The 25,722-nt window shown below is 33.8% G+C and carries 15 protein-coding genes; 14 read left to right on the top strand and 1 reads right to left on the bottom strand.

Going from position 1 to position 25,722, the window contains the following annotated elements; genetic code table 11:
- Positions 1–236 precede the first annotated feature (236 nt).
- The 8 genes from OZP07_RS13660 (at position 237) to OZP07_RS13625 (ending at position 13,171) form a co-directional block, all read left to right on the top strand.
- Positions 237–3,563 carry a SusC/RagA family TonB-linked outer membrane protein gene (locus OZP07_RS13660; protein ID WP_281635530.1) on the top strand — a complete coding sequence of 1,109 codons (3,327 nt, stop codon included), beginning with the start codon at positions 237–239 and terminating at the stop codon, positions 3,561–3,563.
- 32 nt (positions 3,564–3,595) lie between these two features.
- Positions 3,596–5,161, top strand: coding sequence for a SusD/RagB family nutrient-binding outer membrane lipoprotein (locus OZP07_RS13655; RefSeq protein WP_281635529.1), 1,566 nt, complete (start codon positions 3,596–3,598; stop codon positions 5,159–5,161).
- Positions 5,162–5,296: 135 nt separating this feature from the next.
- Entirely contained in the window at positions 5,297–6,988 is a 1,692-nt protein-coding gene (locus tag OZP07_RS13650; protein WP_281635528.1) for a PNGase F N-terminal domain-containing protein, read from the top strand.
- Between the two features lie 93 nt (positions 6,989–7,081).
- On the top strand, positions 7,082–8,056 hold the full coding sequence (locus tag OZP07_RS13645; protein WP_281635527.1) for a M20/M25/M40 family metallo-hydrolase: 975 nt from the start codon (positions 7,082–7,084) through the stop codon (positions 8,054–8,056).
- A gap of 729 nt (positions 8,057–8,785) precedes the next feature.
- Complete coding sequence (locus tag OZP07_RS13640) at positions 8,786–9,838, top strand: sialidase family protein (protein WP_194642605.1); 1,053 nt, start codon at positions 8,786–8,788, stop codon at positions 9,836–9,838.
- A gap of 426 nt (positions 9,839–10,264) precedes the next feature.
- The gene (locus OZP07_RS13635; protein WP_281635526.1) at positions 10,265–11,593 is read left to right on the top strand and encodes a beta-1,3-glucanase family protein; all 1,329 of its coding nucleotides are present in this window, start codon (positions 10,265–10,267) and stop codon (positions 11,591–11,593) included.
- A 335-nt stretch (positions 11,594–11,928) separates the two neighbouring features.
- Complete coding sequence (locus tag OZP07_RS13630; RefSeq protein ID WP_281635525.1) at positions 11,929–12,210, top strand: hypothetical protein; 282 nt, start codon at positions 11,929–11,931, stop codon at positions 12,208–12,210.
- Between the two features lie 505 nt (positions 12,211–12,715).
- Positions 12,716–13,171, top strand: coding sequence for a hypothetical protein (locus OZP07_RS13625; RefSeq protein WP_281635524.1), 456 nt, complete (start codon positions 12,716–12,718; stop codon positions 13,169–13,171).
- 533 nt (positions 13,172–13,704) lie between these two features.
- Here the strand turns inward: OZP07_RS13625 and OZP07_RS13620 are convergent.
- The gene (locus OZP07_RS13620; RefSeq protein WP_281635523.1) at positions 13,705–14,775 is read right to left on the bottom strand and encodes a phosphatidylinositol-specific phospholipase C1-like protein; all 1,071 of its coding nucleotides are present in this window, start codon (positions 14,773–14,775) and stop codon (positions 13,705–13,707) included.
- 269 nt (positions 14,776–15,044) lie between these two features.
- Between OZP07_RS13620 and OZP07_RS13615 the strand changes: the two genes are divergently transcribed.
- The 6 genes from OZP07_RS13615 to OZP07_RS13590 all read left to right on the top strand — a co-directional run bounded on the left by OZP07_RS13615 (position 15,045) and on the right by OZP07_RS13590 (position 25,704).
- Positions 15,045–15,569 carry an RNA polymerase sigma-70 factor gene (locus OZP07_RS13615; RefSeq protein ID WP_281635522.1) on the top strand — a complete coding sequence of 175 codons (525 nt, stop codon included), beginning with the start codon at positions 15,045–15,047 and terminating at the stop codon, positions 15,567–15,569.
- Positions 15,570–15,652: 83 nt separating this feature from the next.
- Positions 15,653–16,576 carry a FecR family protein gene (locus tag OZP07_RS13610; protein ID WP_281635521.1) on the top strand — a complete coding sequence of 308 codons (924 nt, stop codon included), beginning with the start codon at positions 15,653–15,655 and terminating at the stop codon, positions 16,574–16,576.
- A gap of 74 nt (positions 16,577–16,650) precedes the next feature.
- Complete coding sequence (locus OZP07_RS13605; protein WP_281635520.1) at positions 16,651–19,929, top strand: SusC/RagA family TonB-linked outer membrane protein; 3,279 nt, start codon at positions 16,651–16,653, stop codon at positions 19,927–19,929.
- Positions 19,930–19,936: 7 nt separating this feature from the next.
- Positions 19,937–21,706, top strand: a complete 1,770-nt coding sequence (locus OZP07_RS13600) for a RagB/SusD family nutrient uptake outer membrane protein (RefSeq protein WP_281635519.1) — start codon at positions 19,937–19,939, stop codon at positions 21,704–21,706.
- 645 nt (positions 21,707–22,351) lie between these two features.
- Positions 22,352–23,374, top strand: a complete 1,023-nt coding sequence (locus OZP07_RS13595; protein ID WP_281635518.1) for a pectinesterase family protein — start codon at positions 22,352–22,354, stop codon at positions 23,372–23,374.
- Positions 23,375–23,640: 266 nt separating this feature from the next.
- Positions 23,641–25,704 (top strand): transketolase family protein, encoded by a 2,064-nt coding sequence (locus OZP07_RS13590; RefSeq protein WP_281635517.1) that lies wholly within the window; start codon positions 23,641–23,643, stop codon positions 25,702–25,704.
- Positions 25,705–25,722: the final 18 nt, after the last annotated feature.

Raw genomic sequence — 25,722 nt, 5'->3', positions numbered from 1 at the left:
TTACTTAATCAGCGGTTATTATTGTGATTTATATGTCTTAAGAACAATTTGACTGATAATTATAGTTGAAATGAGTTTTTTTAGTGAAAAATTATAGCAAAATTAACGAACAGCGTGGTTGGTTAGTCATTGGTCGAAAATTTAGTTTTTCATTGGTTTAATGTTGTTAAATTTAACTAAATATTAACCAACAGTTAGTGTTGGCAGTTAACTTTTTTAACCCAAAAACTAAATTTATGATTCAAAAAGTATTAAAACTACTGTTTGTTTTTTGCATGCTCAGTTTCTATAGCGGTAATGCTCAAACAACAGTTACAGGTAAAATTACAGATGGTGCTGGTATGCCTTTGCCAGGAACCACTATCGTTGTTAAAGGATCTTCAACGGGTGCTTCTGCAGATTTTGATGGAGCCTATAGTCTTAAGGTGCCAAATTTGTCTGCGGTATTAGTAGTTTCTTACGTAGGATATGTAACAAAGGAAGTTACACTTACAGGTTCTGCTGTTCTTAATGTAAAATTGATATCATCTTCTCAAAATCTTAATGAGGTTGTTGTAACAGCACTTGGACAATCTAAAGAGAAAAAAGCTATAGGATATGCTACTAGTGTAATTAAATCTGAGGCAATCGTTAAGACAGGTTCACCTACCGTTGCTAACGCTATCTATGGAAAAGCTCCTGGGGTTCGTATTACTTCTACTCCGGGTGGTGCTGGAAATATCAATATCCAGATTCGTGGGATTAATTCTGTCACGGGTAAAAACCAGCCGCTTATCGTTCTGGATGGTGTGCCAATCCGTGATGGTGATGTGAAAAATAATGATTATTGGAATGATAATCGTATTAGAAGCAATGGTTTGGCAGATATTAATCCAGAGGATATTGAGAATATCTCCATTCTTAAAGGAGCTTCGGCTGCTGCATTATATGGTTCTGAAGCCGTAAACGGGGTGGTATTAATTACTTCTAAATCAGGTAAAGGAAAAAAAGGGTTAGGTGTAGACTTTAGTACCAGTTACTCAAATAACCAAATAGCATACTTGCCAAGATTCCAGTATGAAAGAGGTCCAGGCTGGACAAATGCAAACTATTCTTCAGGATACTTAGCACCTGATGGATTTGCTCATTATGATACAAATGGTGATGGTGTTGCTGATACTAGAGGTGTTTCAAATAGCACTAATAATTTTGGACCTTGGTTCGATGGACAGCCGGTTATGTCATGGGATGGAGTTGTTCGTCCATATTCTGCTCAAAAAGACGGATACAAAAATATGTTCCAAAATTCATGGGATGCAGTAACAAACATTGCACTATCTAATAATACAGATAATAGCAATATCCGTTTTTCTTATACTCATAATGAATCACGAGGTTTGAGTATGGGTAATATGAACAAAAAAAATACACTTAATTTGAATACATCATTCAAAACAGGTGAAAATTTGAAAACAGATGTGATTGTGAGTTATATGAATCAAAATGTTCATAACCGTGCTGTTGCTATGGATCGATTGATAAATAACTTTACCGGTATGATAAGTCCATTCGATAATGGTGATTGGTACAAAGCCAAATATCAAACCAGCCTAGGATACAAATATGTTACCGGTACAAATCAAAGTCTGACTCCAGATGAAAATATCATCCGTAATGGCTTCAAAGCAGATGTTGCTGATTATTTCTGGAATACAAATGCAAATCAGCAAGATGAAATTACAAACCGATTGATTGCAAGTGTTACTGAAACCTATACTATTTATAAAGATTTGAAATTACGCGGACGTGCTTCTACGGATTTAACTTCAGTAAACGTTGAAACTAAAAATCCTGTTGAAAAACCTTTGATTTACAAAAGTGGGACTGGTGCTTTTTTAATGGATTCTAAAGACTATAATATTCTTTATGGGGATGTGATGCTGACTTACAACAAAAAAATAAATGATGATTTTAGTATTGCTGCTATAGCTGGTTATACAGCAACAAAGGAAACAAGCTTTCTTTTAAATAGATCAACCAGAGATGGTTTGAGTGTTGAAGGCTGGTATGATATGAATTCTTCATATAATACTCCAAGTAGTACTTCATCAAGATATAAAGTTCTAAAAGACGCCATATTTGGAACTGTAAGCGGCAGCTACAAAAATTATCTTTTCCTTGAAGGAACAATAAGAAAGGATCGTACTTCTACTATGAATCCAAATAATAATGCCTTTACATATCCGTCTGTGAACTCCTCTTTTGTATTATCTGATGCAGTTACATTACCTGACGTAATCAGTTATGCAAAACTTCGTGCCTCTTGGGGTATTGTGGGTAATTATCCAGAAATGTATCGAGCAAACGTAGCATACAATCAAAATACATTGGGAACTCAGGATACAAAATCATCAATTTTATATACAGAATCGATGAACAATTATGGTAACGACCTTATCAAACCTGAAATGAAAAACGAGTACGAGTTTGGTTTTGAAACTAAATTCTTTGACAGAAGATTGGGATTAGATCTTTCGTACTATAATGCGCATGTTTATGATCAAATTTTAGATTTGACATTGGCACCTACAACGGGAGCATCGTCAATTTTAGCTAATGTTGGAGAATTGAGTAACCAAGGGGTTGAAATTGCTTTGACCGGCACTCCAATAAAAACAGCATCTTTCTCTTGGGATGTTACTTTGAACTGGGCCAAAAATGTGAATAAAGTTGTAAAATTGGCAAACGGTGCATCTGAATTATTACATGCTGACTATGATGGATCTGCAGCTCAATTAAAATCAGTAGTTGGAGACCCAATGGGAGGTATTTATGCACACCCTGTTAAGACAGATGCTAGCGGTAATAAAATGGTTGATTCTGATGGATTTTACATGATTGATGGAGACAAATGGGAAAAATATGGTAATGCTATGCCTCAAGGTGTGGGAGGTTTGCTGAATACTTTCGCTTATAAAAATTTCACTTTAGATATGAATATCGATTATTCTTATGGAGGTTATTTGATGCCAACAGGGGTTAATTGGATGACTTCAAGAGGTTTGACTGAAGAAAGTTTGAGCTACAGTACAAATGAGCGTGGAGGTTTAACTTATTATATGGATGCGAATGGTAAAGGTGTTCAAGTTCCTAATAGCACTACTGCCGGACCAGGCGGGCAAACATTATACCGTGATGGTATGCTGATGAATGGTGTTACAGCTGATGGCGCAGTAAATACTAATGTAATTTCTCAGGCAGGTTATTATAATATGACGTATAACTGGGGAGGTCCTCAATACAGCAGCTCACGTTACGAATTATATATTCAGGAAAATAACTATGTAAAAATGAGAGAGATATCTTTAACTTATAATTTACCATTTGCCTGGGCTAACAAGATTGGTGCTACTAAATTTAGTTTTTCTGCTTACGGGCGTAATTTGTTCTTTATCTACAGATCAATTAAGGATATGGATCCTGAGGCAACTACTGCAGGTTCTAAATGGTCTCAAAACATAAGCAATGCAGGAACTAATCCAGCTACTCGCAGTATTGGATTTATGTTGAGAGCCTCTTTTTAATTAGATATTTCATAATTTAAAAAAAATATAACATGAGAAAATTATTATATATATCATTAACAACTGCAGCTGTTTTTTTTAGCTCTTGTTCGAAAGACGATTTTGCAGAAGCTTATCCTGATCCGTCTAAAGTTCCAACGACCATCGTACCTAGACAGTTTACTGGGTTCATGAGGATTAACTTTGAAGATGTAATTCCGTCCTATTGGAATTATTATACGGTGCTGCAATCTACTTCTTTAACTTATACTCAGGGTCATGGATTTACAAATTCATCTGGTCGTTATGTTCCAGGTGCGGCGTCATTTGATAGATGGGGAAGGTATTATAAATTTGTTACACAATATAGGGAGTTGGAAACAGTGATGGCTTCTTTGTCTTCGGCAGAACAGGCTAGAAATAGAATCTATATGATTGCTTCAACTATTTATTTATATGATCATACACAAAAAATGATTGATAACTTTGGAGATATTCCTTTCTCCGAAGCTGGTAAAATTAGCTTAACTGGCGGTAATTATGCTGCTGCCTCAGCAAAATATGATAATCAAACGGAATTATATACCTTGATGCTGGATAAATTGAAAGCGTTTTCAGCCGAATTGAATTCAATTACTGTACCACAAGATATTGCTACTGATTTCAAAACTCAGGACTTGATCAATAAAGGTGACATGACGAGTTGGAAAAACTATTGCAATTCTTTGCGTTTAAAAATGTTGAACAGGGTTTCGGCTGTTCCAGCTTTCGCAGCAAGAGCAAATACTGAAATAGCTGCGATCATTGCTGATGGAAAAATTGTAGATGAAAATACTGAAAATATTGCCTTCAGAGTGTACACTCAGGAGGGTGATTTAGATACTTCAGGGTTTCATGATGCTATGGAAGACGGAAACAACATTGCTCCAAAACCAATGATTGATCACATGAATGCAAATAATGATCCTCGCAAACCTTGGCTGTTTGAAGCGGCTGTTAGAACTCCAGGTGTTTATACAGGACTTGATCCAATGCTGGCATCTGGAGCTCAGGTGCAGTTAATAACTGACGGTAAAATTTCGACTTACAATCGTTCTGTAATTAGTAGAAATGATTGGCTGCCTGGCACATTGATTAATGCTGCCGAGGTAAACTTGATTCTTGCGGAGTACTACGTGAGAACGGGTAATGCTGGTACAGCAAAAAATCATTTCGAGAAAGCGATCAGACAATCGGTTGAATATTATGTAAGATTAGGTGATAAAGCTGATGATTTAACTTGGAAACCAGCTACAGAACCAACAACAGCTGAAATTAATACTTATATTGCCACTATCAACTTTGCTGGAGCTACGACACCTGCAGCTCAATTAGAGTTAATTGCTTTCCAAAAGTATATTCACTACAATATGATGCAAGTAGACGAATCCTGGGCTGAACAAAGAAGATTAAAACTTCCGGCTTTAACATTTCGTGAGGATGAAACAAGCAGTATCAGAAAAACACCTCCAACACGCTGGACATATCCAATTTCTGAAAGTATTTATAATACTGCAAATTACAATGTTGTGAAAGCAAATGATAATTTAAGTACCAAAATATTCTGGGATATTAAGTAAAAATCAATAATTAAGAAAGTGCAGTAAAGTGCATATTTCTATTAGTTAAAACAGAGGTAAGATGTAATTCTTACCTTTGTTTTTTTAAATTTTTTCCAATTTAGTTTTTGTTTTAAAAAAAATATTTATAAACAAATGATGAAATTTTTTAATGCCATATTGTTGTTTTTTTCTGTAATACTAGCTGCTCAAACCAAATCTGAGGTGTATAAAATTAAGTATGATAAATTTGAAAACGGAAAAAAAACAGGCGGAAACACCGAAATCTATGTGTATAACCAAATGGTTTTTTTATCAAAACCAACTGATAATATACAGCAATACATTGATTTAAAAAACAATTACAACGTCAGCACCATTAAGGATGGAAATACTGTTTTCAAGAAAATAATTCCATTTGACAGTCTGCCAAAACCTAAATTTGATAATGATACCCAAATAATACTGGGTTATAAATGTAAACACGCTAGATTTTCGTATTTTTCTAATACTATAGATGTTTGGTTTACTGAGCAGACTACTGTAAAAGGAACTCCAAACAGCAGTTATTTACCAAACAAGAATGCTCTTGTGCTGCAACTGGTTTTTAACGGAAATTATGCCCTTACTGCAAGTGCCGTCAATAAAGAAAATAAATATATTCCGCAGCTTAATTATGATGATAAAACGCAAGAGGTTAATGCATCAGAATTTGAAGAAATTGCAATAAATTCAAGGTATAAAGTCGTAAAAATTTTCGATAACGAAATTTTAAATTTTGATCCCAATCGTATTATTCCTAAGGAATCAGAGCTTGAAACTGGTAAAGTCTATCATTTTTCGAAAGGAAGTGTGGTGTTGAAAAAAATTAAAATGACTCCCGAATTAAAAAACAGTGCTGCTGTATTTGTAAAATTAAGATGCATGTCTAATGGCGATGCTTATGACAGAACAGGTTCTGTTTTTATTATTCCTTCAAAGAAGCCGGGAGAAACAACTTCCTTGTTAGATGCTTATTTATACGGTATTGAAAAACTTCCAGTGTATAGAGATAAAAAAAACAGCCAATATCAAGGAATTGTAAAGGAAAATGAATATAGTCCACCAATTGAAATACTTAGTTTTTTTACGCCATTTGGAGTTAATTATTTTAATGATAAACGAAAAATAAATAATTATAACTGGGCAAAAGATGTAGTTTATAAAGAAGAAGTCAGTTCTCTTATTCCTACTGATGAAGATGAAATCTGGATTGGTGTTTTTATTGGTAATTATGATAGTGGAGGTCACAAAATAAGTCTGGAACTCGATTGTTATCCAGAGATGTCTAAAAACGATATTGTTTCAAAAAATAACTATATAGCACCTTTGTTTTCTACAGTCAATACTTTAGAAATGTCGGGACAAAACTACGGCAGCCTTTTTGCCAATGATACGCTAAAGGTTAATTTTGAAATTACTGCTGATGTCAGCAATTTACAGCTTTTATATACCACAACAGGTCATGGAGGCTGGGATGGCGGTGATGAATTTGTACCTCGAATGAATAAAATACTGATTGATGGAAAAGAAATGTTTAAAATTATTCCTTGGAGGACCGATTGTGCTACCTATCGATTATCAAATCCAGCATCGGGTAATTTTCCTGATGGTTTGTCATCGAGTGATTTAAGCCGTTCTAACTGGTGTCCAGGAACATTAACTCCACCCTACATTATTCCGCTTCCAACATTGTCAAAAGGGAAACATCTTTTAGAAGTTGTTATAGAACAAGGACCAGACTATGGTTCAAGCTCAAACCATTGGAATATTTCAGGAGTTCTTGTGGGACAGTCCAAGAGTAAATAATTTGTAAGCTTAACTAGTAGTTTTTATTTCAAATATTGATTCGTATTAGGAATGAAAACCTATTGTTTTAAAAAATAAATTTCAATAATAGTAATGAAAACAAGTATAGTAAGAAATTCTTTTTTAATGATTACACTAGCTTTTAGTGTTGTTGTAAACTCTCAAAATACGATTAACAGCAGCACATTTTATAAGCATGATAAATTTTTGTCATCGGATAAATTGGAAGGCCGTTTTCCAGGAACCAAAGGAAACAATGCAGCAGCAGCTTATATTCAAAAATATTTTAAGAAATATGGTCTTAAAAAATTCGGTGACATTTACTTTCAATCTTTTAAATTATTTGTGAAAGAAGGCATAAATAAGATAAAATCGGATAGTGTTACGACACAGAATGTAGTTGGTTATCTAGAGGGAACTGACAAAGAACTGAAAAATGAATTTATAGTAATAGGAGCGCATTATGATCATTGGGGATGGGGAGGAAAAGGATCAGGCAGTAAAAAGAAAGACACCATCGCAATTCATAATGGTGCAGATGACAATGCTTCGGGAGTTGCAGCTTTACTTTGTATTTTAGAAGAATTGTCTAAGTCAAATAACAAGCCCAAGAGGAGTATCATTTTTATTTCTTTTAGCGGAGAAGAGGAAGGACTATTTGGATCGAGATATTTTGTTAATCATTTGCCTGTTGATAAAAAAGACGTAAAAGTAATGCTGAATATGGATATGGTAGGAAGACTAAATAGTGAAAAACAACTCTATATGGGTGGTGCAGGAACTTTTCCAGAAGGGGTTGATTTAATGAAGAGTTTAGGTGTAAACAGCGGACTAAATCCTATTGTTCACGCTGGAGATGTAGGAGGGTCAGATCATGTTTCTTTTTACAAATCTTCAATATCTGCTGTGGGATTTCATACAGGAGGACACCCGCAATATCATACACCCGAAGACGATATAGAATTAATTAATAGTAAGGGAGGAGAATTGGCAGTTAAATATATTTATAATGCTTTGACAGCTATAGCTAATTATAGCCAGCCACTTTATTTTATTAGCCAAGATTAATATTTTGATATTCCTTAATTGTAATCTGTAAAGGAAGATATAAAATACGATCCTCATTTTTTAAGCAAACAGCAAAAGCATTAACCTTAAAATAAAGATTAATGCTTTTTGTTTAAAGGATATTCCAAATCGTTATGGAATAATTGCTATTTATATTTTTCATTAGTACTAATTTGTTAAATAGAATTTTTTTGGTTTGAAAAAATAGTGAAAACAAACTAACACCTTTTTAAATTTGTTATTGGTCGAAATTATAAAACGATAACAAATTATAGTTTTAAGTTTAACAAACAAAATGCTGTTATAGATGGAATCATAAAAGAGGAGTAACTCAATCAGGCAGAACTATACTTTACTTAATACAAATAAATAAGTTGTATTAAGTAAAGATAAAGAGATTCCTTGCTTGTAAATTCATAAAAACAAGATCTTCTTTTTGTTTTTTATGGATATTTTTTGTCACAAATAAAGCAGAATTTTAATTAGTACTGGTTGTGCAGATTTTTCAAATCATAATCTATCTTAAATATATAGTTTAACAATTAAATCACTAAATATGACTATCCTTAACTAATACCAAACAGATCGAATCAGCCACAGATTAAAAACATTTACACAGATTTTTTTAAAAAAAGTAATGAAATCTGTGAGAATTTGTGTAATCAGTGGCGAAAAAAATACATGGTATTATTTACGGAGTCATATCACTAAATATTAATTTTGCGATAAATGAGGGTTCCAAAATCAAACTTTTCGATAGTTTTATTAGTTCTGGTATGTGTATCTTGTGCATCGATAAAGAAGATGCCAAATGCAGATAATATTAGCAGCGAATTTATAACAGATCAGCCAGTTACCAACAATAGCCACGCGGCAACATTGGCAGAGATTAAACCTAATGTACTTATGGCCGCATGGTTTGGAGGAAAACATGAAGGAGCTGCAGATGTAGGTATTTATTATTCGACTTATAAAGAAAAAAAATGGTCTCCGCCTCAAAATATTATTAAACCGTCCATAATTCAAGGGGATACGTTACCATGCTGGAATCCTGTATTATTCAAAAGTAAAAGCGAATGTCTATACTTGTTCTATAAAATTGGAAAAAATCCGAGAGAATGGTTTGGAGCCATGATATTATCTCATGATAATGGAGTTACTTGGAGCGATCCTAAATATTTGCCGGATAATTTTCTAGGACCTATTAGAAATAAACCTATTGAGATAACTCCTGGAGTAATTCTGTGTGGCAGTAGTACAGAAAGTACTGAAAACAATAAGTGGAGAGCACATATAGAAAAATATACTGAATCAACGGGCAGGTGGTCTAAAATTGAGATTGAGAATAACAAGAATTTCGAGATTATTCAGCCAGCATTTTTAGTCCATTCTAATAAAAGTATTCAGGTTTTATTTAGAAGCAGGCATAATAAACTGATTACAAGCTGGTCTAAAGATAAAGGTGAAAAATGGATTCATACTGACAGTCTGGATGTTGTAAATTCAAATTCAGGCATTGATGCTTTGACAGTGTCTAAAAAAGGTTTTTTATTGGTAAATAATCCATTAAAGCAGGGAAAAGACTGGTTTAATGGGCGAAATGTATTAGATGTCGAATATTCAACAGATGGGATGCATTGGAGAAAATTATTTGATCTAGAAAACCAAAAAGAAGGAGAATTCAGTTATCCAGCAATTATCCAGACCGCTGACAGAAATATTCATATTTTATATACTTACAATCGAAAGTATATTAAACATGTCGTATTTGAATTAAATTAAATTGTAATCAAAAAGAAGTTGTTTCGAATCATAAAAAAACCTCCAAAATTAAAAGACTTTGGAGATTTGTATTTTGTAGATTACCAGTTTTACAATCGAAAACTTTTACCTGTTGTGGTATCTTTGATAAATTAAATCAAGTTAACTTAAATCTGAATCCCTTATACATGGTGAATACAAATATTGTCTGCTATTTTCAGACAATTATGTTTAATTCCATAGTTCAGGATTGTTTATGATTAGTTCTGCCTTTTTTTACTTTTAAAGAAAATCTGTTAAATAAGTTGCGATTCTTTTTCCGTATTAATTTTGCATCTTATGCAAAAAAAACATGGTTTCGTTCCTTTTTTTTAGCTCCAAATAAGTTGCCATACTAATTTTATTAAACTTATTAAAAATGGTTTATAAACTAAAAAAAACAATAGTATGGCAACATTAAAAGTAATTTTTAAGAACAACAGCGGTTTATCCGATAAACTTGTATCAATAGGTTTTGTTTCCGGAAGTGATACGGCTCCATTTTGTATTAGCTATCCGGCTCCAAATCAATTACAGCCTTTAGAATTGGAAATACAGCCTTTAAATCAAGAAGTAGGAAAAGGGAATTGGTATTCTTTAAACGATTTGAGCAAAGGAGTGTCTATTCAGAATTTTAGCGGTAGAATTTATATATCTTATGGTCAGACATGGTCTGTTTTGAATGCAGGTTATGAACCCGCTCAAAATATTACTGATCCTAATTTTTTTCTTCGTTATGACAAAATGGAAGTAACGTTTAATGGAAATCCGACTGATGTAGCCGATTTGACCAGTATTGACTATTGGAGTATTCCCATGCAGCTGGAGACATTTTTGAATAATTCAATTGTACAAACAGACAATGGCATCAAAACAGGCAAAACTTCTCAAATGATTTATACACAATTAAGTGCTATTACAGCTATACCACAGTCTGGCTTAAGCAATGCTTTGCCTGCTCTAGTTCCAGGAAGTTTTGATCAGCTGCCAACACAGCCCGGTACCGGTTTTGCACGTATTATAGGGCCTTCTTCTTATCCGCCAATTGGAGGTGTTCCAGTTACGCCTTATGACCTTTTTGAAGACTATCTTAACTCACTGATTCAAAATTTTGGACCAAATACTACTGTTGGAAAAGTGATTCCCGGATTAGGAAATGGAATTATAGCCATAATTGCAGGTCAGTTTAATGGTGTTGGGCCAAATGTACCAACTACCGGACCTCAAAGTGCCCAAGCTTATAATTTAACTGCTACAATTGATAATACGGGTGACGTTACTTTAACTGGCACTATAGGCAGTGTAATAGGGACAACAACTATCGTTTATAAAAAAAATGATTTAATCAATCCAAGTGGTATTTATGGTGCCAATGCCTCTTTTTCAATTAATGGAGGAGCTTCGCAAAATCCTGCTAACGATGTTTATGGGTGGATAACGGGTGATTTATTGGCAGGGTTTAATATTGGAGCAATTGGTTCGGAAACAGCCATTTGTAAAACAAAAGTGGGCGCAATGTCTAGTTCTGATTGGTTTTCCATACCCAGTACTTCCCTGTTTAGTGCTTTGCAAAATAGCCCATCATACTATAACCAATATGCAGCTGTTTTACAAAAACTTTCTGATGCTTATAATTTTGCTTATTCAGATCGTTTTTCACCTGTATTGGTTTCCGTGAGCCCTGCTATTGCAGATACATTGCAAATTTCCTTGCTTAATGTTGCAGAAGACAACTAATTAATAAATACACTTTCTTTAATCCAATGGGCTCAACAATTGTTGAGCCTATTTTGTATATTATAATTGACAGGCGAAACCTATTTTGTTTTGTAAAATGCTGACAAAAAAACCTTATTCCAGGGTTTCGCCTTCTTATGGTTGAAAAGCTCATACTTATGGTTATTTTGAATTTTAAACTATTATACCACAATACTTTTACTAAAGAAATTAAAAACTAGCTAGGTTTATTTCAACAATCAATACATAAAAGTGGAGTTCAGAAACCACTATAAAAGCGAGGCAAAATCCGAAAAGCCTTATGAGTAGGAACAAATGAATAAATTTTAGAAATCATGGGAAGTACAAAAGAAACAATTTTAGAAAAAGGAGATGCAATTACAGCAACTGACAATTCTCGCAGTTGGGGAACAGTTTCATGCATCGGAACAGCATATGGCAAAGTTGTTGTGAATTTCAATCCGTCCAATAATAGCCAATATCAAACAGTTATTGTTCCTGAAAATCTTCAAGAGTTTGCATTAATTGCGTTAAGAGAAAAATTAAGTGTATTAGCCACATTTAGCGGACCATTAGCTCCGTATGTATCCGTAACCGATCTTTTAATTTACAATTGATTACCAAAACAAATATTACTAGGACTACTTAACTCTTATTTTAATAGTCTTAGTCATTTTATATCACTTATGATTGTAAATAAGTCTTATTGCACGGCATTCGCATTTAAAAAAAGATAAATACGAATTTCACCAATTAATACTAATTCTTATCAAAATTGAAATCAAATTTTACAACTTTTACAGTTTCGAATATTTTGTGTAATTAAACAGCAATTTTAATTCGTGCAGATTAGTGTAATTCGTGTCAGAAACTTTTAAAAGCGAATGCCGTGGTCTTATTGTCAGTTCAAGCGCAGTCGAGAACACTTGAGACATTTTCGACTGCACTCGTTGTGGTAAAAACAAACGGACTATTATATATTCATAAATAGTATTAGTTATTTTATGAGAAAAGAAAAAGTGAATTCGATTTCTCACAAGAGTATATGGAACGATTAAAGCATATACCTATTCCAATAGATACAACTTTAAGACTATAAAATTTTAATTTAATTAATAAAAAATGACAACAAACAAAGTATTTCAATTATCTGCTCTAAGTCAAAACGATGCAGGGGCAGCAGACGGGAGTCAACTATTCTGTAAAGTAACCAAAATTACTAATGGAAATTTAAGAGCTGGCTCTTTTTCAATTAACGAAATGATAGCCTTACCAATTCCTCCTGGGCAAAATGGCTCTGCGCCTACGCCTACTTGGTTTTTAGTTCCAGATGATAACATTTTAGACACTTCTTTCAATCTGGAAATATCATGTCCGTCCGATTCGAACTACCCTATAACTACTATTACAGTTAAAGCTTCTGACGTTCAAAAATGGGCAACTATACCTTATAATGAAAGAGACAACCAAATCTATCAGCAAGGTCAATATGGTATTTTTGGTTTTGCACAAGATGGACCTAATGGGTTGATTTATACGGTTACTGCCGGGGTCTTAAATCCACAACTGCAAGGGTAATAAATAGTTTAGTTATGCGATTATTATCAGTTGTGTAATCTTATTTCAAAAAAAGCCGTCTCAAAACTAGATTTGAAGCGGCTTTTTTGTACCTTATAACAACGCTGTTTTTTTTGAATTCCAATTATATCTGTTATCTAATTCAAAAAGATTATTGGAACATTACTTTAGATAAAAATATCAAAAACTATTTTAATTATATGCTTTTGAATATAATAAAGAGTATTAATACAGAAAATAAAAGTATAACTCAATAAATGATAATCTGTCGATGAAATTTTAGCTAAAAATAATTTAAATCGAGAAGATTTTAAAACTTGGACAGGTTTTGATTTTTTGGTAGACTTTTACCGTTTAAGAAGCGCCGATGAATTGGCAATTACGGATGTAGATTTCTAATTCTGAATCTGGGTTTAATAGATTTCTACAGGAAGTTCCTGCAGATCATTTTAGTTACGACTTAAAATCAGGAGAAATTAAAAACCTTAAGTAAATTTTCAGCCGCAATTTAAACTGCGGCTGAAAACTAAATTTTACTTCTTCACGCCATTTACAGGATTTGGTCTGACATAAGTATTGTCATCATACTTAATCTGGTAAGGTGAATTAAAAAGAGTACTTGGCAGATAATAATCAGTTGTAATAATTTGTGCTCCTGATTTTTTGGCAGCTTCAAAATGCGAATAATCATTAGCTCTCGCTTCTTTCGTGTCAGAATCGGCTCTCGTACGAATGATATATCCTTTTGTTACTAACGACGGTATTTCTGGATCTTCAGAGTTATTTCGGAATAAAGCTGCAGCTTCTGGTTTTCCTGGTTCAGCATTTATAAAAACAGCGCGTCCTTTTAACGATGGATGATTTAAAGCATACATATCTCTTTTTGCTCCATTATTATCCAAAAGAAATAAAAATCTTCCCTTTGCTTTTTTTAGTGTTGGCCAGTTTTGATGTAAAACAGCTTCTTCGAGCGTACTATATTTTCCACGCACCATATCTGGTGTGATTAATTTATCGTTTCCTAATTCTTTGCGGATAATTTTATCTAATGCATCGAATAATTCAGGAGTAAAATCTTCTGGTTTGGTTCCGAAAAAATTTGCGTCACCATCTTTAGGTTCCAAAGTAATAAAAACAGGAATGTGGTCTGGATTCGCTTCAGACCATTTTTTTAATTCTTGAAGACAGATTTCAAAAGTATAACAAGAAGTTCTAAAATCGATATCGGGCATATGAAAAACCTTAAAACCAGGTTTGTTCATTAATCCTTTTGGATCATAATCTTGCTCAGATTTTGCAATATCTAAGCCTTTTGGATGTGCATATTTACCGCCTTTAGTGTCGGCATAAATATCGATTTCCAGGTTTCGCAGCCCTTTATTTAATTGTTCTTTAATTTCGATATGTGTGTATTGTAAGCCTTTTAGAGAACGTGATGTATCTTTTGCTTGGATAGTATTGTATAAATCAGTTTCAATATTTTGTCTGTAACTGTTGTGGGAGCCAATTACTTGAATTTGATTTATTTTAAGATTTTCGTCTTGTGCTTTTACACTGAATGGTATAGTGCCGGCAAGAAATAATGTAAACAGAATTTGTTTCATAATTTGAAGTTGAAATTAATAATTAGAAGATAAGAGGAAGAAGAGCTGAGAATACTGCCGCTTTTTGAGATTACTAAATTAAAATCAAGCTTTGATTTAAGTGTTATTAAAATAAAAAGAAAACGGAAAGGGATTGTCATTTCTGCTTAAAAATAGTAGTAATAGTAAAATAAACGCTTTCAATATTTAATTAAAAGTTAACCTTCATGCAGAAAATAATGGGTTTTCGTTTCATTATTTTGTACCTAATAATACCACACATGTTACTTATGAAGAATCCTCAAATCTTTAATCAAATGTATACTTCTTATTGGAAAAAGCTTAATGCCTTTTCGTATACAATGACACAGGATAAAGAGTTGGCACAGAATATTGTTCAGGATGTTTTTGTTGATTTATGGGAGCGAAAAGAGGAGCTGCATATAAATGCAATTGAACCGTATTTATTTCGTGCAGTAAAAAATCAGGTCTTTAAACATTATCAAAATAATAGATTTGATAAGACGGTTTTAGAAGATAAATTCGAAGACTACATTATAGATAATTTTTCGGCTATAGATCCTGAATTAATGGATTTACTTTATAGTTTATTAGAAAAACTTCCAGAGAAACGTAAAGAGGTTTTATTGATGTATAAATTTCAAGATATGTCTATCGATCAAATTGCAGACGAACTTGGAATATCCAGACAAACAGTAAAAAATCAAATTTCATCTGCTTTAAAACAGCTGCGCGAAGGCCTAAAAGACTTGACTTGGATGTTGCCGCTTGCAATTTTTTATAGAAACTTTTAAGATAACTTTCTGTTGATGTTTTCATAATATTTCCAGATAGTACGATTTTGCTTTTCTTGTACTTATAGGTAACAATAAGTATTATGGTAAAAAGAATTAAGCATAGTTTAGAATATCTTATAGATAAAAGTTTACAGAAAAAAACTTCTGAGGCGGAAGAAAATTTATTGAATGATTTTGTATCAAACGAATATAAAAACTCCAATTGGGATGAAACCGCTATGGGAAGTTCTGATGAAGCTTCCATAAATATATTTGAAAATATTCAATTTCGAATAGAAAAGAAAAAAACATTCAATCCATTTTTAAAATATATGGCAGCTGCCAGTATTCTTTTTCTTATCGGCTTAGGGGTTCTCTTTAAACCCAGTATTTCTACAGCAAAGCAATTAACATTTAAAACGTTAGATATCCCCAAATCAATCCAATTAAGTGACGGTTCGAAAATTTATCTGGCAGCAAACTCATTATTCAAATATCCTGAAAAATTTGATGCTGATGAAAGAAAAGTATCGCTTTTAAAAGGTAACGCTTTTTTTGAAGTAGCCAAGGATAGAAAACATCCATTTATTATTCAGTCAGGTGATCTGAAAACAAGAGTTGTCGGGACATCATTTCATATTCAATTGTCAAAATCTAAATGCGAAGTGATTGTTGTAACTGGAAAAGTAAATGTTGCAGCAAAAGGACAAAACGTGGATTTGGTTCCAAATGAAGAAGCGTTGTTTACAGAAAATAAACTGACCAAACAAATGGCTGAGAAGGCGTATCTGGTAAATTGGTACAATACCGATATTACATTAAATCAAACTACTCTTAAGCAGGTTATTGCCATTCTGCAATATAAATATGGTATTTCATTCGAGTATAAAAATGATAAAGTTTTGGATATGCGATTAACGGTATTCATTAAAAAAGAGGCATCACTAGAAAGTGTTTTAGAACAAATAAATTATATAACAAACCTAAAATTTAAAGTTTATGACGAAATAGTAAAAGAGAATTAAAAAACAAAAAAGCAGTTGCTGAGAACAACTGCCATCAATAATTAAGTATCGTAAAAAAACCAATAACTTAAATCATGTATTTTAAACTTTCCTATTTAAATCTAAAGAGAATTATCTTTTTAGTACTCACATTACTGTCATTTCATAATGGACACAGTAATACTAATTTTCTTGAAAATTCAAATTTAAAAAATAAAACAGAAAAAGCGACTCTTGTTTCCATTTTTTCAAAACTTAGTCAGCAAACGGACTATAAATTTAGTTACGGACAGGCTGTTATTGCTGATAACACTATTTATACAGTAGATTATAGCAACGAATCTGTTGCAGTAATTTTGAATGAACTTTCTAAAAAAGCTGATTTCAATTACAATATCAATGGTAAATTAGTTTTGATTCAAAAAACTAAAAAAAGAGTTCTTAAAACGGTCCAAACTATTGATAAACTAAAAGGAAAGATTTTGGATGAAAATGGAGTGCCAATTCCTGGAGCAACGATTTTAGAAGCGGCTACCAAAAATGCAGTAGTAACAGACTTTGATGGAGGCTTTGAAATTACAGTAGAGGAGGGCAGGACTCTTGAGATTTCATATTTAGGATATAAAACTAAAACGGTAATTGCCCAAAAAAGTTTTATGACAATTCAATTAGAACCTAATGCTTCTGTGCTGAATGAGGTTTTAGTTGTTGGATATGGTAAGCAATCAAAAAAAGATGTTACGGGGGCAGTAACACAGCTTACAGCAGAAAATTTTAAACAAGGTGTAAGCATTTCGCCAGACAATTTAATACAAGGAAAAGTGGCTGGAGTTCGTGTTGTAAGCACAAGCGGTGAGCCGGGAGCTGGTGTAAATGTTACTATTAGAGGTGTTGGGTCTATTCGTAGCGGAAGCACACCTTTGTTTGTTGTTGATGGTGTACCATTGTCTAATGATGATGTTAGTCCATCTGGTACCAATGTAGGTTTTGGCGCTTCTGCAGCTAAAAATCCATTAAATTTTTTAAATAATAACGATATTGAGTCGATTACAGTTTTAAAAGATGCTTCTGCTGCGGCAATTTATGGTGCAAGAGGATCTAATGGAGTTGTTTTGGTAACTACAAAAAAAGGAGCAAAGGGAGAGGGTACAATGACTTTTGACACATCTCTAGGGATTTCTGCTGTAGCAAATAAATTAGATGTTTTAAATGCGGATCAATACAAATCGGCTATTAAAGATCCTGCTTTTAATCATGGTGGAAATACAGATTGGCAAGATGTCATTTTTAGAGAGGCAATTACGACTAGTAATGCTTTATCTTTCGCTAAACAAACAGAATCAGGGAATTATTATGCTTCTATATCGCAGTTGGATCAGGAAGGGATCATTCATAATAGTAGTTTCAACCGCATGACTGGCAGAATTAACGCTGCTGAATCATTTTTAGATAATAAACGTTTGAAATTAAAAATGAATCTTACTGCGAGCGAAACAAAAGATAACGGTGTGCCTACAAGTGATGATGGTGGTTCTAACGGACAGTTATTAGTACATACTTTGATGGCAAATCCAACACGTTCTGTTTATGATGCCGACGGAAAATATACAAACTTCAATATGAATGCGCATTATAATCCAGCATATTTATTAAGTATTTATGAAGACCAAACACGTACTCTGAGAGTTTTAGGGAACTTTGAAGCTTCATTGAGAATAGTTAACGGATTAGAATATAAAATTAATTTTGGAATTGATCGTTCTATGGCGGAAAGAAATACAACAATTTTTCCAAACTTGACAGATTTAAATCCAAAGGGAAAATACGTTCAGAATAATCTCGATTCTAAAAATACTTTAACTGACAATTACCTGACTTATAATGGTTTATTTGGCAAACATAAAATCGAAGTTTTGGGTGGATTCTCCTATCAAAAGTTTGAAAGATCCGGAACTAGTTTCAGTGTAGACGGAGTTGCAGCCGAAGGAACCGGTGTTAAACCGTCAATTAATCCTGGTTTTACAGGAACACAGTCAGGAACTACTGGTTATGCTCAGGAAAACGAATTGCAATCTTACTTTGGAAGATTAAATTACACTTTTAATGAGAAGTATCTTTTGACAGCTTCTATGAGAGCAGACGGTTCTACTCGTTTTGGAGAAAATAATAAATATGGATACTTCCCTTCTTTTGCAATAGGATGGAATATTAATAAAGAAAGTTTTTTAAAAAATGTTGAGGCACTTAGTAATTTAAAAGTAAGAGGAAGCTGGGGACAAACTGGAAATCAGGAAGTAGAAAATAAAATTACAAAAGCAAGTTATTCTTTAGCTGGTGCTGATGGTTATTATTTATATGATGATTTGAATTTAGTAAATGGTGTTTCTGTAAACAGAACTCCAAATCCTGATTTAAAATGGGAAGTAGTAACACAATACAATGTAGGTTTAGATTTTAGTTTTTGGAATGATAAATTCTACGGAACACTTGATTATTTTAATAAAACGACTACAGATGCAATTTTAAAAATTCCTTCACAGGCTTTGAGTCCAACACCAACAGTTTGGACCAATGTTCATGGAGAAATTATAAACAAAGGGTTAGAGTTTATGATTGGTTCAAAATTAATCGATACAAAAGATTTCAGTTGGAATATCGATATGAACGGAGCTACTTTAAATAACAAAATTGAGAATTTACCAGTTTCCGAAATCTTAACAGGTACTATTTCGGGCCCAGGGCAGTCAGGTGTAAATGCCAATATTTACAGAAGCGGCTATGCAGCAGGGTCTTTCTATTTATTAGATCATATTGGTTTTGATGCTAATGGTGCTAACATTTTTAGAGATACTAATGGAGATGGTAAAATTGATAACAGCGACAGAGTTATTATCGAAGGAGCTTTGCCAACTTTCTATTATGGATTTAATAGTGATATGAATTATAAAAACTTTAGTTTTTCCTTCTCTATCATCGGTCAAACAGGAGGTTATCTGTTGAATAATACAGGATTGAATGCATTAAACATAAACAATTTGGCTTCGGACCGAAATGTTGCTACAGGGTATTATGAGTCGGGTGCAAATCCGGCAAATTCACCAATTTTATCCACTTTATTCTTAGAGAAATCTGATTTTATTAGATTAAATACAGCCCGTATTGGATATAATTTTAATCTAAAAGGAGTGAATTGGTTAAACGGATTAACACTTTTTGTTACAGGTCAAAATTTGCTTACGATTACGAATTATACAGGATATGATCCTTTAATTAACAGTCCTAAATCAAACGAAGGAAACCAATCTATTGGTATTGATTATGCTAGTTACCCAACTTCTAGAACTTTTAGTTTAGGAGCAACTTTAAAATTATAAATTTATTATGAACACAAAGACAATTTTTAGTACAAAGACATTAATTCTATTCTCTTTTGCAGTGCTTTTTAGTAACTGTACTAATCTGGATGAAGTTGTTTTAGACGAGGTTTCAAGTGGTAATACTTCTAATCCTGCTGGCGCACTTGCTGCAGCTTATGATAGATTAGGAGACGGAACTTTTACAGATCATGGAGCTGTTTTTTCTATGCAGGAATATAGTACAGATGAAGCTATTTTGCCAACACGGGGAAGTGATTGGGGCGATGGCGGAAAATGGAGAGCAATGCATGAGTTTACTTGGGCTTCTGATAATGCAGTTGTTGGAAACAACTGGAATTTATTGACAAATGGAATCACACGTTCTCTTACTGCAATTCAATCTGCTGAAGAAAGTACCATTCCTGAAAAGAAATTATTTTTGGCCGAGGCAAAAGGTTTGTTAGCGTATTATTTATACACAACATTAGATTTATTTGGGCAGGCTCCCTATAGAGATCCAATGAATCCAAATGCACCTTTACAGATTTTAAAAGCAGATACACAAATTGATAAATTAATTACTGATGTTGAAGCATTACTTCCTGATTTAGCCGATATGGGTTCTCAACAGACACATCACGGCAGATTTACAAAACAAGCAGCTTATGGTTTTTTGAGTACCATGTATTTGAACCGTGCAGTATTCAAAGATCGTTACAATGCGTCTTCTAGTTTTAATTTTAATGAAGCAGCAGTAAGCGGAAGCGGAACAGATATGGATCGAGTGATTTATTATACATCATTACTTATTGATTCGGGAAAATACAGTTTAGAAAGTAATTATTTTAAAAATTTTGCAATAGACAATACAAAAGGGACTGAGCTTATTTTCGCTATTTCCCAGAAAATAGATTATATCAGAAATGGTTCCAACAGTTTCGCTTACGTATCTATGGAGCGTAACCAAAGGACTTCTGCTGCAAACAGAGGTACAAATGCAGCTTGTATAACTCCAGAATTTTATGCAACATGGGATAATAATCATGAGGATCCTAGATTCAACCAAGCCTACCAATATTCTGACGGGACATGGTTTACAAATGATGGTACAACTCCAAGTGTTCCTGCAACAGATATTGTTCCTAAGAGTGCTGGTTTACCATGGTTTCACTTTACAAGAGGTATTATAGCCGGCCCTCAATATGGACCAATATTGTTGTCATCAGGTTCTTTAGAAATGGTAGGGAATCGTATAAAAGTTTCTCCATTGTATATGGAAAAAAGTTCGACTACCAGAATGGATTTTACACCATCATTAACTTTCAAAAATCCTACTCAAGCTGTTTTTGCTCAAAATGAAATCAACCAAGGAGCACGCGTTTTTAAGTATGAATTTGATCCTGAAGAAGGAAATGGTTCAAGTAATGTTGATATTCCTTTGTATCGTCTTGGAGGTATTTATACCATGAGAGCAGAAGCTTATTTTAGAAAAGGAAATACAGCAGCTACGCTTCAGGATTTAAATAAATTACGCACTAGCAGAAAAAGGGAATCATTGTATGCCAGTGCTCCAGGAAAAGAACTTACTGCTGTGGATGCGACAGTACTATATAATGAAATAGGTTTTGAATTATACTGGGAATTATACAGAAGACCACAGATGATACGTTTTGGAAAATTTGATTTAGCAGGAACTGCAAAACCTGTATCACAGCCATTCAGAAGAATATTCCCAATACCCCAGTCAACAATTGATGTGACTAAACAATTTAAACAAAATCAAGGTTACAAGTAAGTTTGTGTTAGTTAATTTTTTTTTCTTCAAAAGTCTATTTTAAAAAATAGGCTTTTGTTTTTTTTTAAGATATTTTAATGAAAACTATCTTGAAAACAATCATTTATAATTTATTTTCGACATCTGTTTTTCAATATGAATACGAATAAAAATTTAAAAAAAAACAGCTATTACACAATTTATATAATTGCCTCAAACTTGTAAATTTTAGATTGTTTTATATGATTGTCAGCAAATAGTACCTTGTATTTTTTTTCGCCGCTAATTAAAAAGATTCTCACAGATTTCATTACTTTTTTTTTAAAATCTGTGTAAATCTTTTTAATCAGTGGCTAATTCGATCTGTTTGGTAGTAGTTAAGGATAGTCATATTGTTTTAAGGTATTTTACTCAAAAGAAATTTAGCGAATAACAGACAAAAGTTATTTTCGTTTCAATAGTTTTCTAGTTTTACAAAACTGATAATTTATCTAAATTTGTTTTAGATGTTTTAAAATCGGGATTTTGTTTATGCAGGAAAACAAGTGTATATTACTTTCTTTATTAATTGTGTATTTTCAAGCATAGGGAATAGAAAAAAACGGATTGGTTACTAAATTAAACAAAGGAACTGAATTCTAATTTTATAAAATAATTATTTGTCATATGAAGAAGATTACCATTTTAAAATATATTTTTTTATGTCTGATGGTTTCCCACTCATTATTGTCGCAAAGCACAAAATCAAAAAAATATAAATATAATTTTATTGTAGCACAAGACGGAAGCGGTGATTATAAAACGGTACAGGAAGCATTTAATGCTGTTTCAAAATTAAATCCTGAACGCACTGTTATTTTTGTGAAAAAAGGGACATATAAAGAGGTTATAACTTTGGAAGCAGATAAAAATAATGTGGTATTGATAGGGGAAGAGGCAGACAAAGTTATTCTGATCTACGATAATTATTCCAGTAAAATAAATCCGGTGACAGGCAAAGGTTACGGGACAAGCAATTCTTCCAGCTGTTTTATTATTGGGACAGGTTTTTATGCAAAGAATATAACATTCGAAAATTCTTCTGGGCCGGTAGGGCAGGCGTTGGCAATTAATATTCAGGGTGATAAAGCGGTTTTCGTTAATTGTAAATTTTTAGGTTTTCAGGATACATTGTATGGAGCAGACTGCAGGCAGTATTTCAAGGACTGCTATATAGAAGGCTCTACAGATTTTATATTTGGCAGTTCTACAGCATTTTTTGATCATTGTACCTTACATACCAAGGGAGGCAGCGCTATTACCGCAGCTTCTACCAAGCAGCATGTAAATTTTGGCTATGTATTCAATAATTGTAAAATTACAGGCACAGGAGCACATATAACCACTTTGGGCAGACCTTGGAGACCTTATGCTGCTGTTGCTTTTATAAATACAGAAATGTCAGATGCAGTAAAACCTTCAGGATGGAATAACTGGGGCAAAACAGAAAATGAATCTACAGCGCGATACAGCGAATACAAATCTTCGGGCTGGGATGCATATACTGATGAAAGAGTAAAATGGATGAGAATTTTAACCCCAGATCAGGTAAAGCTCTATTCTATGGAAAATGTTTTAAAAACAATTAATGCAAATCCTCCAGTGGCTGATAATTGGAATCCGAATGTGGTCATTGAGACATATAAATGATTGTTTTAAAAGGAAACTTCTCCAAAAATAACGGGATATAGCTGCCTCAAAAGAAATTCTTCATTCTTGAGAGCAGTCATGGCTGATTAGTTAATTAAAATTATTAAAAGAAACTTATTGGAAATTTAACATCTGATTTTAGAATTATTTTTTATATGTTTGTAAAAACAATCGGTTGCGTAACTTTGTTTTCGCTGATTGTTCAAAGATTTTAAATCGTTTAGAAACCGCCGATACCGTTATTAAAAAAATTAACACCATAAATTATGAACCAAAAAATTGACAATTTAGCTGCCGACAACATAAGAGCGCTGGCTATCTCTATGGTAGAAAAAGCAAATTCAGGACACCCAGGAGGTGCCATGGGAGGTGCTGATTTTATGCATATTTTATACACGGAATATTTAAATTATGATCCATCACAAATGGACTGGCCTTTCAGAGACCGTTTCTTTATGGATGCGGGACATTTATCCGCTTTGATGTATGCACAGTATTATTTATTAGGAAATTATAAAAAAGAAGATGTACAGCAGTTCAGACAATGGGGATCGGTAACACCGGGCCACCCTGAAGTGGATGTTTTAAGAGGAATCGAAAACACCTCAGGACCTCTTGGACAAGGCCACGCAATGGGGGTTGGAGCAGCAATTGCGGCCAAATTCCTTGGAGCAAGATTCAAAGACCTTTTTGACCACAAAATATACGGATTCATTACCGATGGGGGCGTTCAGGAGGAGATTTCGCAGGGAGCCGGAAGAATCGCAGGACATTTGGGACTGAACAATTTCATTATGTTTTATGATTCAAATGATGTGCAGCTTTCCTCGATTACCGATGAAGTAACATCCGAAGATACTGCCATGAAATACCAGGCCTGGGGATGGAATGTAATTACAATTGACGGACACGACCATTCGCAGATCCGTAAAGCACTCGATTCTGCCAATCAGGAAACAGAAAGACCGACCTTGATTATCGGAAAAACAATCATGGGCAAAGGCTGTGTTACTGCTGATGGTTCTATGTATGAAGGTGAATGCGAACTGCACGGAAAACCTATCGGCGATACCAAAGCGGATTACACAAAAACCTTAATAAACTTAGGAGCCAACCCAGAAGATCCTTTTACAATTTATCAGGAAGTAGCTTCGCATTATGCATCTATTCTGTCCCAAAAAACAGAAAAAGCGTCTGCCAAAAAACAGCAGATTGCACAGTGGGAGAATGAAAATCCGGCATTGGCACAAAAAATGGAACTGTTTTTATCGGGAAAATTGCCTGAACTGGATTTGAGTAAAGTGGTTCAGAAACCAAATGCGGCAACCAGAGATGCTTCGTCTGCAGTGCTGGCTTATCTGGCTGAAAATGTTGAAAATATCATTGTTTCTTCTGCCGATTTATCCAACAGTGATAAAACTGACGGCTTTTTGAAAAAATCATCTGTACTGCAGAAAAATAATTTCAGCGGTGCCTTTTTACAGGCAGGAGTTGCCGAACTGACGATGACTTCCATTGCAAACGGTATTGCGCTGCATGGCGGTGTGATTCCGGTAGTGGCAACATTTTTTGTGTTTTCAGATTATATGAAACCAGCCATCCGACTGGCGGCCATTCAGGAACTTCCTGTGAAATATGTGCTTACGCACGACTCTTTCCGCGTGGGAGAAGACGGCCCGACACATCAGCCAATCGAGCAGGAAGCACAAATGCGTTTATTAGAAAAAGTAAAAAATCATAAGGGTCACCAAAGCCTTCTGGCTCTGCGTCCTGCTGATGCTGTTGAAACTTCAGTGGCATGGGATATGGCTTTGAAAAATACTAATACACCAACGGCTTTAATCCTTTCCAGACAGGGAATTAAAGATATTCCGGCTGTCCAAAATTCAAGATATGATGAAGCTCTTGGAGCCCAAAAAGGAGGCTATCTGGTAAAACAGACTGCAGATCCTGACATTACTTTAATCGCAAACGGATCGGAAGTTTCTACGCTTATCGGAGCTGCAGTGATTTTAGAAGAAGAACATAATCTGAAGGTAAATATCGCTTCAATCATATCCGAAGGATTGTTTAAATCACAGTCCAAATCGTATCAGGAGAGCGTTATTCCAAAAGGGAAATTAGTTTTTGGACTTACGGCAGGATTACCAGTTAACCTTGAAGGATTAATAGGCGACAGCGGAAAAATTGCAGGACTGGATCATTTTGGATATTCAGCTCCGGCGGGTGTTCTGGACGAAAAATTCGGATTTAACAGCCTAAGCGTTGCTGCAGAAATACTGAAATATATTGAGGAGAGTAAAATAGCTGCTGAGAAACTAAGTTTCTAAACGGTTTTAAATTTGTTA

Origin of the sequence: Flavobacterium marginilacus, assembly GCF_026870155.1 — a bacterium.
GTDB lineage: Bacteria > Bacteroidota > Bacteroidia > Flavobacteriales > Flavobacteriaceae > Flavobacterium > Flavobacterium marginilacus.
Note: the sequence above shows the minus strand (reverse complement) of the source record. Positions and strands in the feature narration are given on the sequence as shown.

What these genes read in the sequence shown, in the direction of transcription:
- OZP07_RS13645 (WP_281635527.1), top strand. Translation starts at nt 7,082, where the DNA reads ATGAAAACAAGTATAGTAAGAAATTCTTTTTTAATGATTACACTAGCT.
- OZP07_RS13610 (WP_281635521.1), top strand. Translation starts at nt 15,653, where the DNA reads ATGGTAAAAAGAATTAAGCATAGTTTAGAATATCTTATAGATAAAAGT.
- OZP07_RS13595 (WP_281635518.1), top strand. Translation starts at nt 22,352, where the DNA reads ATGAAGAAGATTACCATTTTAAAATATATTTTTTTATGTCTGATGGTT.
- OZP07_RS13660 (WP_281635530.1), top strand. Translation starts at nt 237, where the DNA reads ATGATTCAAAAAGTATTAAAACTACTGTTTGTTTTTTGCATGCTCAGT.
- OZP07_RS13630 (WP_281635525.1), top strand. Translation starts at nt 11,929, where the DNA reads ATGGGAAGTACAAAAGAAACAATTTTAGAAAAAGGAGATGCAATTACA.
- OZP07_RS13615 (WP_281635522.1), top strand. Translation starts at nt 15,045, where the DNA reads ATGAAGAATCCTCAAATCTTTAATCAAATGTATACTTCTTATTGGAAA.
- OZP07_RS13625 (WP_281635524.1), top strand. Translation starts at nt 12,716, where the DNA reads ATGACAACAAACAAAGTATTTCAATTATCTGCTCTAAGTCAAAACGAT.
- OZP07_RS13605 (WP_281635520.1), top strand. Translation starts at nt 16,651, where the DNA reads ATGTATTTTAAACTTTCCTATTTAAATCTAAAGAGAATTATCTTTTTA.
- OZP07_RS13640 (WP_194642605.1), top strand. Translation starts at nt 8,786, where the DNA reads ATGAGGGTTCCAAAATCAAACTTTTCGATAGTTTTATTAGTTCTGGTA.
- OZP07_RS13590 (WP_281635517.1), top strand. Translation starts at nt 23,641, where the DNA reads ATGAACCAAAAAATTGACAATTTAGCTGCCGACAACATAAGAGCGCTG.
- OZP07_RS13600 (WP_281635519.1), top strand. Translation starts at nt 19,937, where the DNA reads ATGAACACAAAGACAATTTTTAGTACAAAGACATTAATTCTATTCTCT.
- OZP07_RS13655 (WP_281635529.1), top strand. Translation starts at nt 3,596, where the DNA reads ATGAGAAAATTATTATATATATCATTAACAACTGCAGCTGTTTTTTTT.
- OZP07_RS13650 (WP_281635528.1), top strand. Translation starts at nt 5,297, where the DNA reads ATGATGAAATTTTTTAATGCCATATTGTTGTTTTTTTCTGTAATACTA.
- OZP07_RS13620 (WP_281635523.1), bottom strand. Translation starts at nt 14,775, where the DNA reads ATGAAACAAATTCTGTTTACATTATTTCTTGCCGGCACTATACCATTC.
- OZP07_RS13635 (WP_281635526.1), top strand. Translation starts at nt 10,265, where the DNA reads ATGGCAACATTAAAAGTAATTTTTAAGAACAACAGCGGTTTATCCGAT.